The following is a 13,196-nucleotide window of genomic DNA, read 5'->3' on the forward strand; positions in this document are numbered from 1 at the left end:
GTGCCCTGGGACCTCCCGCTCGTCCCGGCGGGTGACGCCGGGGCCGAGCTGACCGCCGGGCAGGACGGCGCGACGATCCGTCGCTCCGTCCTGCCCGGCGGGGTCCGCGTGCTCACCGAGGCCATGCCGGGCCTGCGCTCGGCGACGGTGGGCGCGTGGGTCGGCGTCGGCTCGCGCGACGAGACCGACGGCCACTTCGGCTCGACGCACTTCCTCGAGCACCTCCTGTTCAAGGGCACCGCGCGCCGCTCCGCGATGGACATCGCCGAGGCGTTCGACGCCGTCGGCGGCGAGGCGAACGCCGCCACCGGCAAGGAGCACACGTGCTACTACGCGCGCGTGCTCGACGCCGACCTGCCCATGGCGGTCGACGTCATCGCCGACATGGTGACGTCCGCGCGCCTGGACCCCGACGAGCTCGAGACCGAGCGCGGCGTGATCCTCGAAGAGCTCGCCATGAACGACGACGACCCCTCGGACGTCGTGCACGAGGAGTTCGCGGCCGCCGTCCTCGGCGGGCACGCGCTCGGTCGCCCCATCGGCGGCACGCCGGACACGATCAACGCCGTCCCGCGCGACGCCGTCTGGGAGCACTACCGCTGGCACTACCGCCCCGAGACGCTCGTCGTCGCGGCGGCGGGCGGCGTCGACCACGACACGCTGGTCGCCCAGGTGGGTCGGGCGCTGCACGACGGCGGCTGGGCGCTCGACGCGGGCAGCGCGCCGCGTGCGCGGCGCGACCCGGCGGACCCCGCCCTGGTCGGCGTCGGGACCGAGGGCGTCGAGCTGTCGGTGCACCGGGCCGTGGAGCAGGCGAACGTCGTCGTCGGCGGCACGGGCCTGTCCGCGACCGACGACCGCCGCTTCACGCTCTCGGTGCTCAGCGCGGTGCTGGGCGGCGGCATGAGCTCGCGCCTGTTCCAGGAGATCCGCGAGAAGCGCGGCCTCGCGTACTCGACCTACTCGTTCGCGTCGGGCCACGGCGGTATCGGCACCTTCGGCCTCTACGCCGGGTGCGCGCCGTCGAAGGTCGACGAGGTCACGGCCCTGCTCCACGCCGAGCTCGACCGCCTCGCGGACGACGGCATCACCGGCGCGGAGCTCGACCGCAGCATCGGCCAGCTCTCCGGCGGCATGGTGCTCGGTCTCGAGGACTCCGGCTCGCGCATGAGCCGGCTCGGCAAGGCCGAGCTCGTCTACGGCGAGCTCCTGAGCGTCGAGGAGTCGCTCGACGCGGTCCGCTCGGTCACGGCCGACGACGTGCAGAAGCTGGCGGGCGAGCTCGCCTCGCGCCCGCGGTCCGTCGTCCGCGTCGGGCCCTTCGGCGGCTGATCCTCCGCCGGCCACGGCGTCTCGCGACGGCCGCCCTCCTCGCGGAGGGCGGCCGCCGTCGTGCTGTGGGCGGACCCACTGCCCGGTGCGGCGGACGGGCACCTGTCGGCCCGCGCACCGGCGATAGGGTGACGGGCGTGAGCGAGCAGAGCACCCCCGCGCCCGAATCCGCCCCGACCGCCCCCGGCCAGGAGCCCGGTCGCCCGCTGCGGGTCGCCGTCCTGGGCGCCGCCGGGCGCATGGGCGCCACCGTCTGCGGCGCCGTCGAGGGCGCGGCGGACCTCGAGCTCGTCGCGCGCCTCGACGCGGGCGACGAGGTCGCGGCCTCGACGCTCGGCGGCGCGGACGTCGCCGTCGACTTCACCGTCCCGTCCGCGACCGAGGCGAACGTCCACGCGCTGATCGACGCAGGCGTGCACGCCGTCGTCGGGACGACGGGCTGGACGGACGAGAGCCGCGGCCGCGTGGTCGCGCACCTCGGGCGCGCCGCCGCGGCCGGCGCACCCGGGCTGGGCGTGCTCATCGCACCCAACTTCGGCCTGTCGGCCGTCCTCGCGATGACGTTCGCCGCGAGGGCCGCGCGGTACTTCGAGTCGGCCGAGGTGATCGAGCTCCACCACCCGGACAAGGTCGACGCGCCGTCCGGGACCGCGCGGCACACCGCGGCCGCGATCGCCACCGCCCGGGCCGACGCGGGCCTGGGGCCGAGCCCCGACGCGACCGAGTCGGGCTGGGAGGCGCGCGGCGCCGACGTCGACGGCGTGCGCGTGCACGCGGTGCGCCTGCGCGGCCTCGTCGCGCACGAGGAGATCCTGTTCGGCAACGCGGGTGAGCAGCTCGTCATCCGGCAGGACTCGTTCGACCGCGTCTCCTTCATGCCGGGCGTCCTGCTCGGTATCCGCGAGGTCGTCGGCCGACCGGGCCTGACCGTCGGCCTCGAGAACGTGCTGGACCTGGCGTGAGCGCGCCCGGCGGTCCGGTCGGTCCTGATGCCGACGGCGACGACGGCGGTCCGGCGGGGACGACCGGGCGGTCGCGCGCCGTCCGGCCCTGGAAGGCGATCCTCGGCGCGGTGCTGGTCACGCTCCTGCTCGCGCTGTACGTGTGGCAGGTGGCCGGCCGTGCCGCCGCGCTGATCGGCACGGGCGAGCCGGTCGCCATGGTCATCGGCGCGGGCGTGCTCGTCCTGCCCCTGCTCGTGGTGGGCCTGGTCGGGCGCGAGTTCTCGCTCGCCGGGACCGTGCAGCGCATGGCCGACGACCTCGCCGCCCAGGGCCGGCTGCCGGTCGACGACCTCCCGCGCTCGCCCGGCGGGCGCATCGACCGGGACGCCGCGGACGCGGCGTTCGGCCCCTACCGCGACGCGGTCGACGCGGACCCGCAGAGCTGGGAGGCCTGGTACCACCTCGCGTTCGCCTACGACGCGGCGCGCGACCGCCGTCGTGCGCGCGAGGCGCTGCGCAAGGCGGCGGCCCTCTACCGCGCCCGGCGGTGACCGAGGCGGTCCACCGCGCCCCAGGTGCGGGCCTCATGGGCTGCCGCACACCTGGCGCCACTCGTCGGCGGGTCAGAGGCTGGTCCAGCAGTAGAGCCGGTGGCCCGCGTCGTCCGCCTGGACGCACAGGGTCGCGAGCCGGTGCAGGGCACCGGCCAGGTCAGCGGGGTCGGAGCCTTCCAGCTCCTCGGTGGCGGCCCAGCGTACGGCGACGGCGTCGAGGTCGGTCGGCGTCGCCGCGGCGAGCGCCGTCACGAGCTCCGCGGTGACCGCGACGACCCACGGGCCCTCGTCTCCCGCGCTCGCGACGAGCTCCCCGTGCCGGGGGTCGCGCTTCGCCTCGGCGTAGGGGCGGTCGGTGAGGAGGCCCGCGAGCGTGCCCAGCACGACGAAGGGGTCGATCCCCTTGAGCTCGACCGTGGGGAACACCGGCTGGTTCGTCAGCGGGTCGGGGCTGCTCGGGCCCCGACGTGCCGCGCTCCCGGCCTGCGCGTCGTCGGGTGCGGAGAAGTAGTCGGTGAGGATGCCCATGGCGGTCGATCCTCGCAGGTCGGGCGTCCGAACGGGTCACGACGGTGTCACGGCTGCGTGACGAACGGTCGCGCGAGCCCTCAGATCTCGGCCGTCCAGCGGCGCTCGACGACGTCGCGCACCCCGGTCGCGAGGGTGCGCGTCCGCCCGTCGGGCCCGAGCCCGGCGCCGGCGAGGAACGTCTCGCGCGCCGTGTCGCCGTCGAGCACCCAGGTGACGACCTCCGCGGAGCCGTCCCGCCGCAGCCGGTCGACCGCGGCCGCCAGGAGGCGCGACCCGTGCCCGCCGCGCTGGTGCTGCGGCTCGACCTCGAGCGCGAGCACCTGGCCGGGGGCGACCGCCGCGAAACCGACGACGTCCGCGCCCGCGCACGCGACGAGCACGCCGAACCCCGGCCCGGGCGGGGACGAGATCGCGGCGGCCCACTGCTCGCGCATGCGGACCGTGTCGAGCGCGTCGAGCACGTCGTCCCCGAGGACCTCCGCGTGGGACGAGCGCCAGGCCCCCACCTGGATCGCGGTCATCGCGACGTCGTCGCCGGGCACGGCAGGACGGACCGAGACGTCGGCGGTCTCGCGGAAGAGGCTCACGGGTCCACCCTACGAGACGCGGGCGGCGCCCCGGGCCGGCGGTCAGCCCCAGCCGAGGGCGCGCAGGCCCGCGGCCGTCGCGGCGGCGAGGACCACGACGACGATGAAGGGCGCGCGCAGCGCGAGCGCGACGGCGGCCACGCCGAGGGCAGGGAGCCGTGCGTCGACGACGAGCGCCTGCCCGTCGCCGACCGTCTGCACCGCGACGAGCGCGGCGAGGAGCGCCGCGGTCACGAGCGCTGCCGTGCGTGCCACGCGCTCGTCGGCGAGCCAGTGCTCGGGCACCAGGTGCCCCGCGAGCTTGAGCGCGAAGCACACCGCGGACGCGGCCAGCACGACGACCCACACGGTCGCTGACGTCATGAGGTCTCCTCTCCGCCGTTCCCGTTCCCGTTCCCGTTCGCGGACGGCGAGGAGGGCCCGGCCGCGGCGTGTCGGCGTCGTGCGTCCACCTGCCCGATGACGATCGCGACCGCGGCAGCCGCCAGCACCGGGACGCCGCCCGGCGCGACGGGGATGAGCAGGACCGCGACGAGGACGGCCGCCGCGGCGGTGAGCTGCATCGCGCGCGCCGCCAGCCGGGGCCACAAGAGGCCGAGGAAGGCGGCCGCCGCGGCGGCGTCGAGCCCCCACGCGCGCGGGTCGCCGAGCGCGTCGCCCGCGAGCGCCCCGACGAGCGTCATGGCGTTCCACAGCACGAAGATGCCGACACCCGTCCACCAGAACCCGGCCCGGACGGCGCGGCGCGAGCGCTGCGCGGTCGCGACCGCCGTCGACTCGTCGATCGTGAACTGCGCCGCGACGACCTTGTGCCACGACCGCAGCGCCAGCAGCGGGCCGAGCTGCGCCCCGTACAGGGCGTTGCGGACCCCGAGGAAGCCCGCGGTCGCGATCGCGGCGGTCGGCGCGCCGCCCGCGCCGACCACGCCGATGAGCGCGAACTGGGACCCGCCCGAGAACATGAGCAGGCTCAGCGCCATGGTCTGCGCGACGTCGAGCCCCGCGACCACGGACAGGGCCCCGAACGAAATGCCGTACAGACCCGTCGCGACGGACACCGAGACGGCCTGGCGGACCGCCGCGCGGACCTCGTCCTCGACCGCCTGCTCGACGGCGCCCTCCACCCCGACGACGCCGGCGGCCTCGGCGTCGAGAGCGGCGTCGCCGTCGGGGAAGGTGGCGTCGTCGGGCCGGCTCATGCGTGCGGGTCGGCCGGGCCCTCGCCCGCCGCGGCGGCGTTGGCCGCGCGCTGGTGCGCGGTGAGGGACATGCGGTCGATGAGGGCGAGCGAGAGCGCCGAGACGACGAACGCGAGGTGGATGATCACCTGCCACATCATGACGTCGCCCGTGATCCGGCCCGTGGACGACTCGATGAAGGTACGCAGCAGGTGGATGGACGAGATGCCGATGATCGACATCGCGAGCTTGGTCTTGAGCACGTTCGCGTTGACGTGGCTCAGCCACTCGGGCTGGTCCGGGTGGCCGTCGAGCCGGATGCGCGACACGAACGTCTCGTAGCCGCCGACGATGACCATGATGAGCAGGTTGGAGATCATGACGACGTCGACGAGTCCGAGGACGGCGAGCATGATCTCCTCGGCGCCGAACGCGTGCGAGACCATCTCGTGCGTCGCGGGGTCCTCGACCGTGTGCTCGCCCGTGAACCCGCCGACGATAAGGTGCCACAGCTCCTTGAGGAACTGCCAGACGTAGACGACCTGGGCCACGATGAGGCCGAAGTAGAGCGGTGCCTGGAGCCAGCGGGACGCGAAGATCATGTACCCGACGGTCGTGACGCGGGCGCTGGGCGAGGGGACGTTCGGGCTGATGGTCGACGCGGGCGACGAGGGCACGGGCGTGGGCTCTCCGGGAGTCGGTGGCAGGGGAGCGTCAGGCTACCAACGCGGGGTGACGACGCGACGATGCCGGTCACGCCCGCAGTCGCCCGAGCGAGGGGCGTCAAAGCGCCACGTAGACCGTCTCGAGGTACTCCTCCAGGCCCGCCTCGCCGCCCTCGCGGCCGAGGCCGGACTGCTTGACGCCGCCGAACGGCGCGCTCGCGTCGGACACCAGGCCCCGGTTGACGCCGATCATCCCGGCCTCGACCTCCTCCGACACGCGCACGGCACGGTCGAGCGAGGACGTGTACGCGTAGGCGGCCAGCCCGTACTCGGTCGCGTTCGCGAGCGCGATGCCTTCGTCGTCGTCGCCGAACGCGACCACGGGTGCCACGGGCCCGAAGATCTCCTCGGTGACGACGCGCGCGTCGGGGTCGACGCCGGACAGGACGGTCGGGGCGTAGAAGTACCCGGGCGAGCGCGGCCGGTCGGCGCCCGTGAGCACCTGCGCTCCGCCGTCGGACGCGGCGTCGACGAGCTCCGCGACCTTGTCCACGGCCTTCGCCTTGATGAGCGGGCCGACCTGCGTCCCGTCCTGGGCGCCCGGCCCGACGCGCAGCCCCTCGAACGCGGCGGCGAGGCGCTGCGCGAACTCGCGCGCGACGGCGTCGTGCACGAGGAAGCGGTTGGCCGCGACGCACGACTGGCCCGCGTTGCGCAGCTTCGCGACGAGCGCTCCCTCGACCGCGGCGTCCAGGTCGGCGTCCGCGAAGACGAGGAACGGCGCGTTCCCGCCGAGCTCCATCGACGTGCGGAGCACCTGGGGCGCCGCCTTCTCGAGCAGCGTGCGCCCGACGGCCGTCGAGCCCGTGAACGACAGCTTGCGCAGGCGCTCGTCGGCGAGGAGCGGCTCGGTGACGTCCGCGGCGCGCGAGGACGGGACGACGTTGACGACGCCGGTCGGCAGCCCGCGGTCGGCCAGCTCGGACCGGATGACCTCGGCCACGAGCGCCGTGGTCAGCGGGGTGAGCCGCGCCGGCTTGATCACGACGGTGCAACCGGCCGCGAGCGCCGGGCCGATCTTGCGGGTCGCCATCGCGATGGGGAAGTTCCACGGCGTGACGAGCAGCGCGGGGCCCACGGGCCGGCGGAAGACGAGCTGGCGGTTGCCGCCCGCGGGCGCGGTCCGCGCGAGCCCGTCGGCGCGCACCGCCTGCTCGGCGTACCAGCGCAGGAAGTCGGCCCCGTAGAGCACCTCGGCGCGTGCCTCCGCGAGCGGCTTGCCGCACTCGGCGGTGATGAGCGCGGCGACGTCGTCGGCCCGCGCGACCACCCGGTCGTAGACGGCGCGCAGCACCTCGCCGCGCTCCCGCGGGGGCGTCGCGCGCCACGCGGGCGCCGCCCGGTGCGCGGCGTCGAGCGCGCGCAGCGCGTCCGACGGGCTCGCGTCGGCGACGTCGAACAGCGACTCCTCGGTCGCCGGGTCCTCGACCTCGAAGGTCCGGCCGCCCTCCGCCGGACCCCAGTGGCCGTCGACGAGCAGCCCCGTCGGGACGTGCGCGACCAGCGCGGGGGAGAGGTTCGACGTCGAGGCGGGGCGGGACATGCTCCGAGTATCGCTCTCGGTGTCGCGGGGACGCACCCGGGCGGCGGTCGCGCGGTGCGGCCCCGGACGGGCGCGGTGCGGCGACGCGCCGCACGGTAGTTTGTGCACATGGTCCTTCCCGCCACCCCCGCGCGCCCGTTCGGTGCCGTCCTCACGGCCATGGTCACCCCGATGACGCCCGACGGCGCCGTCGACCTCGAGGCGGCGGCCCGGCTCGCGAAGCGCCTGGTGGACGACGGGAACGACGGCCTGGTGCTCAGCGGCACGACGGGCGAGTCGCCCACGACGCACGCGCCGGAGAAGCAGGACCTCGTGCGCGCCGTGGTCGACGCCGTCGGCGACCGGGCGGCGGTTCTCGCGGGCGCCGGGTCCAACGACACCGACCACGCACTGCGCATGGCCGAGCAGGCGGCCGAGGCGGGCGCCGACGGGCTCCTCGTCGTCTCGCCCTACTACTCGCGTCCGAGCCAGGAGGGCGTCTACCGCCACGTCGTGGCGATCGCGGACGCGACCGACCTGCCCGTCATGCTCTACGACGTCCCCGGACGCACGGGCGTGCGGATCGCGCCCGCGACGTACGCCCGGCTCGCGGCGCACGAGCGGGTCGTCGCGAGCAAGGACGCGACGGGCGACGTGTACGCGGCGGCCAAGCTCGCGGCTGCGACCGGGCTCGCCTTCTACAGCGGCGACGACGGCCTGCTGCTGCCGTTCCTCGCGCACGGAGCGGCCGGCATCGTCTCGGTCTCCGGGCACGCGGTGGCCGGGCCGTTCGCCGAGGTCGTGCGCCGCTTCGACGCGGGCGACCACGCGGGCGCGCTCGAGGTGTTCCTCACCACGACGCCCGTCATCGACGCGCTCAACGGCGCGGGCTTCCAGGCCGTGATGGCCAAGGCCGCCGTCGAGCTGCTCGGCGTCACCGACAACCGCTTCCTGCGCCTGCCGAACGTCGCGGCCACCGAGGACGACGTCGCGGTGGTGCGCGACGCCCTCGCCGCCGCGGGCGTGCTCGCGGGCGCGAGCACCGCGGCGCGCGCCGCCGCACCCACGAACTAGCGAGGGCAGGAGCCCTCGAAACCCCCGGCTCAGCCACGACAGGAGGCCCCGTGAGCCATCCCCACCCTGAACTCTCCCTGCCTCCCGAGCTCCCCACCGGAGGGCTGCGCATCGTCGCCCTCGGCGGGCTCGGGGAGGTCGGCCGCAACATGGCCGTCCTCGAGTACGACGGGCGCCTGCTCGTCATCGACTGCGGCGTCCTCTTCCCCGAGGACAACCAGCCCGGCGTCGACCTCATCCTCCCGGACTTCGACTACATCGCGGACCGGCTGGACGACATCGAGGCGATCGTCCTCACGCACGGCCACGAGGACCACATCGGCGCCGTCCCGTACCTGCTGCGCCTGCGCCGCGACATCCCGCTCGTCGGGTCGCAGCTCACGCTCGCGTTCGTCGAGGCGAAGCTCAAGGAGCACCGCATCTCGCCCGTGACCCTCGCGGTCAAGGAGGGGCAGGTCGAGCAGCTCGGCGTGTTCCGCTGCGAGTTCGTCGCCGTGAACCACTCGATCCCCGACGCGCTCGCGGTCGCGGTGACGACCGGCGCCGGGACGGTGCTGCACACGGGCGACTTCAAGATGGACCAGCTCCCGCTCGACGGGCGCATCACTGACCTGCGCGCGTTCGCGCGCCTCGGCGAGCAGGGCGTCGACCTGTTCATGGTGGACTCGACCAACGCCGAGGTCCCGGGCTTCGTCACGCCCGAGGTCGAGATCGGCCCCGTGCTGGACAACGTGTTCGCCGCGTCGGAGAAGCGCATCATCGTCGCGTCGTTCTCCTCCCACGTGCACCGCGTGCAGCAGGTCCTCAACGCCGCGCACCACCACGGGCGCCGCGTCGCGCTCGTCGGGCGCTCGATGGTCCGCAACATGACGATCGCGGCCGAGCTCGGCTACCTCCACGTGCCCGAGGGCGTGCTCATCGACCTCAAGAAGGTCGACTCGCTGCGCGACGACGAGATCGTGCTCATGTGCACGGGGTCGCAGGGCGAGCCCATGGCGGCGCTGTCGCGCATGGCCAACGGCGACCACAAGGTCCAGGTCGGGCACGGCGACACGGTGATCCTCGCGTCGTCCCTCATCCCGGGCAACGAGAACGCCGTGTTCCGCATCATCAACGGCCTCACGCGCCTCGGCGCGCGCGTCGTGCACGGCGGCAACGCCAAGGTGCACGTGTCCGGGCACGCGAGCGCGGGCGAGCTCCTCTACTGCTACAACGTGCTCAAGCCCAGGAACGTCATGCCGGTGCACGGCGAGGTCCGCCACCTCGTGGCGAACGGGGCGCTCGCGGTCCGCACGGGCGTGCCCGCCGACCGGGTCGTGCTGGCCGAGGACGGCGTCGTCGTCGACCTCGTGGACGGCAAGGCGTCGGTCGTCGGCGCGGTGCCGTGCGGGTACGTGTACGTGGACGGCTCGAGCGTCGGCGAGATCACGGACGCGGAGCTCAAGGACCGTCGCATCCTCGGCGAGGAGGGCTTCGTGTCCGTCTTCGCCGTCGTGGACTCCGCGACGGGCAAGGTGCTCGCCGGGCCGCAGATCCTCGCGCGCGGGTTCGCGGAGGACGACAAGGTCTTCGAGGACATCCAGCCCGAGGTCGTCAAGGCGCTCGAGGACGCGATCGCGGGTGGCGCGACGGACACGCACCAGCTCCAGCAGGTCATGCGCCGCGTCATCGGGCGGTGGGTCTCCAACCGTCTGCGGCGCCGCCCGATGATCGTCCCGGTGGTCGTCGAGGCGTAGCCCTCGCACCGCGCGGACCGAGGTCCCGGTGCAGGTCGGGGCGCCAGTATGCTGGCGCCCCGACCAGCGCAGGAGGCACTCGTGACCCACCCAGGCCCCTACGGGGTCCCGCCCCACGGGCAGCACCCCACGCCTCCGCCGGCGTACGGCCGGCGCGGGCCGGCGCCCGCGTACGGCCAGTACGCGCCGCCGTCGTACGGCCCGTACGGTGGGCCCCCGTCCGCCGGTTACGGCGACGTGCCGCGGCCGCCCGTGCCCGGTGGTCTCGCCACCGCCACGGCCGTGCTCGCGGTCGCCGTCACGGCCGTGCAGGTGCTGGCCTGGGCCACCTCCTTCGGAGCGGCGGGCGCGTTCGCGCGCGCCGCACGCGCGGGGACCCCGAGCGTCGACGTCTACACGGCCTACGACGCGGTCGGCCTGCTCCTCCTGCCCGTTCAGGTCGCGGCCGCCGTCGTCACGTGCGTGTGGCTCTGGCGGAGCCGCGTGCTCGCCGAGGCGGTCTCACCCGGCGTCCCCCATGCGCGGAGCCGGGTCTGGGTCTGGCTCGGGTGGCTGGTCCCCGTCGTCGCGCTGTGGTTCCCGTACCAGGTCGTGCGCGACGTCCGCCGGGCGACCGTCGCCGCGCCTCGCCCGGGGCTCGGCTGGTGGTGGGCGGGCTGGCTCACGTGGAGCGTCGCGTCGAACGTCGCCACGCAGGTGACGACCCTCTCCACGGCGGGACCTGCCGAGACGTTCTCGCTGCTGCCGGTCGCCGAGACCGTGGGAACGGTCGGCATCGTGCTGGCGCTCGTCTTCTGGGTGCGGACGGTGCGCGAGATCACGGCCGGGCAGCGAACCCTCGCCGGCGGCTGACCACCAGGCCGTCCTACGGCCCGGTACGCCGGACCAGGCCGGGGCCGACGGCGGCAAGCGTCGCGCCGTAGCGCGCGGCGCGCTCCGCGTCGTCGCCGGGCACGAGGCCGGCGAGCTCGAGCGAGACCATCCCGTGCACGAGCCCCCACAGGCCGAGCGCGACGTCGTCGGCGGTCGTCACGTCCGGCACGAGCCGTGCGACCGCGTCGCGCAGCACGAGGAACGTCGCCTCCTCGACGGCTCGCGGGCGGTCCGCGCCGGGCCGGACCCCGCGCGCGAACATCACGGCGTAGAAGTGCGGGTCCGCGAGGGCGAATCCCCGGTAGGCGCCGCCGAGCGCCGCGAGGTCGGCCACGGGGTCGTGGGTCCGCTCGACGGCCGCCAGGTGGGCCGCGAACCGCCGGAAGCCCTCCGCCGACACCGCGGCCACGAGGTCGTCGCGGCTGCCGAAGAGCGCGTACACGGCCGACGGGCTCGTCCCCGCGGCCGTCGCCACCGAGCGGACCGTCACGGCGCCCTCGCCGTGCTCGGAGATGGCTCGGGACGCCACGTCGAGGAGGCGGTCGCGCAGCGCGTCGTCGTGCAGTCGAGGTCGTGCCACGCGACGAGTCTAGATGTCTTGACACGCGTTTGCGAACGCTGTTCTATAACAGCGTTCGCAAACGCACGGCGCGCCGTGCGTCGAGTGTCCCGCCAGCCCAGGAGGTCCCGTGCTCGAGCTCACCGACGCCGCCCGCATCACCGCGGGCGTCGTCCTCCTCACGGTCGTCGGCATCGAGTCCGGCGGCGCGTTCCTCGTCAAGGTCGTCACGCGGCGCGTGCCGGCGACGGGCTTCCAGACGTCGTTCTTCCGGGCGGGGCACGCGCACGCGGGCGTGCTCGTGATCCTGGGACTCGTGTGCCTGCTGCTCACGGAGGCCACGGATCTCGCGGGCTTCTGGCGGTGGCTCGCGGCCACCGGGGTGCTCGTCGCCGCGATCCTCCTCCCCGCCGGGTTCTTCCTCTCCGCCGTGGGCCCGGGGCGCGACGCGCCCAACCGTGCCGTCGTGCTGCTCCCCGCGGGCGGCGTGGTCCTCGCCGCGGGCGTCGTGACGCTCGCGATCGGGCTCTTCCTCGGGTGAACCCGGTGGGGCTTCGGGCCTGGGCGGCGTCCCTCGGAGCGGTAGGGCGGCTTCAGCGCGAGCGCAGCGCCTCGAGCTGCGCGGCGTGCCACGCGTCGACGTAGCCCGTGAGCCGGCGGTCGTCGGGCGCGGTCCCGCCGCGGAGAGCCGCGCCCAGCGCGTCGAGGTAGGCGCGGTCGGCCGCGAAGCGTGCGGCGATCGCGGGGCGTCCGACGGCGGGGCTCCCGTGACCCGGGACGAGCACGTCCACGCCGCGCGCGGCGAGCTCGAGCGCGTCGAGCGCTCCCCGGTAGACGGCCACGGGGTCGCGGGCGTCCGTGTCGACGAGGGGCACCTCGACGTCGGACAGCATGTCGCCCGCCACGAGCACGCTCGCGTCCGGCGTGCGTACCACGAGCGCGCCGTGGCCCGGCGCGTGGGCGTCGTGCTCGACGACGGTCACCGTCCTCGGGCCGGTCGGTGCGGCGTCGGGCCAGGGGACCCGGCGTGCACCGCGGGGGAGCGGGGACAGCGCGCCCACGAGCGCGGGGTCGTGGCCGGGCGCCGCGGCCTCGGCCGACGCGAGCACCGCGGCGCGTTGCCGCCGCGTCGCGTCGGCGGTACGCGCCGTCGCCCAGCGAGGCGCGTCGCCGAGCCCGGGCGACCACAGCACGTGGTCCCAGTGCGCGTGCGTCGCGAATCCGGCGGTCACGCGCCATCCGCGTGCGCGCACGGCGGCGGCGAGCCCCTCGACCTCGGCGACCGTCACCGCCGGGTCCACGACCAGCGCCTCGCCGTCCGGCGTGGTGACGACGGTCGACGTCGTCGTCCAGATCGTCGCCGTCGCGACCCAGACCCCCGGCGCGGCCTCCACCAGGTCGCCGACCGGCGCTTCACCGGTCGCCCCGCCGGGGTCCTCGGCGCTCGGCCGGGCGGGCGGTGCGTCGCTCTGCACGGCGGGCGTGGGCTCGTGCACGGGTCCTCCGGTCATCGTCGATCATGGTCGTCGTTCTCGGGTCGTCGTTCTCGGGTCGTCGCGCGGTCGGTCGCGGGGTCGCGCG

Annotated in this window: 15 protein-coding genes; 7 read left to right on the forward strand and 8 right to left on the reverse strand. The window is 75.2% G+C overall.

The window, feature by feature from the left end:
- The 3 genes from JN535_RS14910 (at position 1) to JN535_RS14920 (ending at position 2,827) form a co-directional block, all read left to right on the forward strand.
- A complete protein-coding gene (locus JN535_RS14910) occupies positions 1-1,332 on the forward strand; it encodes a M16 family metallopeptidase (RefSeq protein WP_205206361.1) in 1,332 nt (443 codons plus the stop codon).
- Between the two features lie 206 nt (positions 1,333-1,538).
- Positions 1,539-2,294, forward strand: coding sequence for a 4-hydroxy-tetrahydrodipicolinate reductase (gene dapB, locus JN535_RS14915; protein ID WP_275892244.1), 756 nt, complete (start codon positions 1,539-1,541; stop codon positions 2,292-2,294).
- A gap of 98 nt (positions 2,295-2,392) precedes the next feature.
- The gene (locus JN535_RS14920) at positions 2,393-2,827 is read left to right on the forward strand and encodes a hypothetical protein (protein WP_205206483.1); all 435 of its coding nucleotides are present in this window, start codon (positions 2,393-2,395) and stop codon (positions 2,825-2,827) included.
- A gap of 72 nt (positions 2,828-2,899) precedes the next feature.
- Here JN535_RS14920 and JN535_RS14925 read toward each other — a convergent pair whose 3' ends face one another.
- From JN535_RS14925 to JN535_RS14950, 6 genes are all read right to left on the reverse strand, one after another.
- Positions 2,900-3,358 (reverse strand): hypothetical protein, encoded by a 459-nt coding sequence (locus JN535_RS14925; RefSeq protein ID WP_205206365.1) that lies wholly within the window; start codon positions 3,356-3,358, stop codon positions 2,900-2,902.
- Positions 3,359-3,438: 80 nt separating this feature from the next.
- Positions 3,439-3,948 (reverse strand): GNAT family N-acetyltransferase, encoded by a 510-nt coding sequence (locus JN535_RS14930; protein WP_205206367.1) that lies wholly within the window; start codon positions 3,946-3,948, stop codon positions 3,439-3,441.
- A gap of 42 nt (positions 3,949-3,990) precedes the next feature.
- Positions 3,991-4,311, reverse strand: a complete 321-nt coding sequence (locus tag JN535_RS14935; protein ID WP_047232680.1) for an AzlD domain-containing protein — start codon at positions 4,309-4,311, stop codon at positions 3,991-3,993.
- Positions 4,308-5,147, reverse strand: a complete 840-nt coding sequence (locus JN535_RS14940) for an AzlC family ABC transporter permease (RefSeq protein WP_205206369.1) — start codon at positions 5,145-5,147, stop codon at positions 4,308-4,310. Before JN535_RS14940 ends, JN535_RS14935 begins: the two co-directional genes overlap by 4 nt.
- Entirely contained in the window at positions 5,144-5,803 is a 660-nt protein-coding gene (locus JN535_RS14945; RefSeq protein ID WP_205206371.1) for a TIGR00645 family protein, read from the reverse strand. The genes JN535_RS14940 and JN535_RS14945 overlap by 4 nt, the downstream gene beginning before the upstream one ends.
- A 106-nt stretch (positions 5,804-5,909) precedes the next feature.
- Positions 5,910-7,394 (reverse strand): NAD-dependent succinate-semialdehyde dehydrogenase, encoded by a 1,485-nt coding sequence (locus JN535_RS14950; RefSeq protein ID WP_205206372.1) that lies wholly within the window; start codon positions 7,392-7,394, stop codon positions 5,910-5,912.
- Positions 7,395-7,502: 108 nt separating this feature from the next.
- On the opposite strand from JN535_RS14950, the gene dapA reads away from it, so the two are divergent.
- The 3 genes from dapA (at position 7,503) to JN535_RS14965 (ending at position 11,035) form a co-directional block, all read left to right on the forward strand.
- A complete protein-coding gene (gene dapA / locus JN535_RS14955) occupies positions 7,503-8,447 on the forward strand; it encodes a 4-hydroxy-tetrahydrodipicolinate synthase (RefSeq protein WP_205206373.1) in 945 nt (314 codons plus the stop codon).
- A gap of 50 nt (positions 8,448-8,497) precedes the next feature.
- A complete protein-coding gene (locus tag JN535_RS14960) occupies positions 8,498-10,183 on the forward strand; it encodes a ribonuclease J (RefSeq protein ID WP_205206375.1) in 1,686 nt (561 codons plus the stop codon).
- Positions 10,184-10,264: 81 nt separating this feature from the next.
- Complete coding sequence (locus tag JN535_RS14965) at positions 10,265-11,035, forward strand: DUF4328 domain-containing protein (protein WP_205206376.1); 771 nt, start codon at positions 10,265-10,267, stop codon at positions 11,033-11,035.
- Between the two features lie 13 nt (positions 11,036-11,048).
- Here JN535_RS14965 and JN535_RS14970 read toward each other — a convergent pair whose 3' ends face one another.
- On the reverse strand, positions 11,049-11,636 hold the full coding sequence (locus tag JN535_RS14970) for a TetR/AcrR family transcriptional regulator (RefSeq protein WP_205206377.1): 588 nt from the start codon (positions 11,634-11,636) through the stop codon (positions 11,049-11,051).
- Between the two features lie 109 nt (positions 11,637-11,745).
- Between JN535_RS14970 and JN535_RS14975 the strand changes: the two genes are divergently transcribed.
- The gene (locus JN535_RS14975) at positions 11,746-12,156 is read left to right on the forward strand and encodes a hypothetical protein (RefSeq protein WP_205206383.1); all 411 of its coding nucleotides are present in this window, start codon (positions 11,746-11,748) and stop codon (positions 12,154-12,156) included.
- Between the two features lie 52 nt (positions 12,157-12,208).
- On the opposite strand, the gene JN535_RS14980 is transcribed toward JN535_RS14975, so the two are convergent.
- A complete protein-coding gene (locus JN535_RS14980; protein ID WP_205206384.1) occupies positions 12,209-13,126 on the reverse strand; it encodes an MBL fold metallo-hydrolase in 918 nt (305 codons plus the stop codon).
- Positions 13,127-13,196: the final 70 nt, after the last annotated feature.

It is taken from the genome of Cellulosimicrobium cellulans (assembly GCF_016921195.1).
Classification (GTDB): Bacteria; Actinomycetota; Actinomycetes; order Actinomycetales; family Cellulomonadaceae; genus Cellulosimicrobium; species Cellulosimicrobium cellulans_F.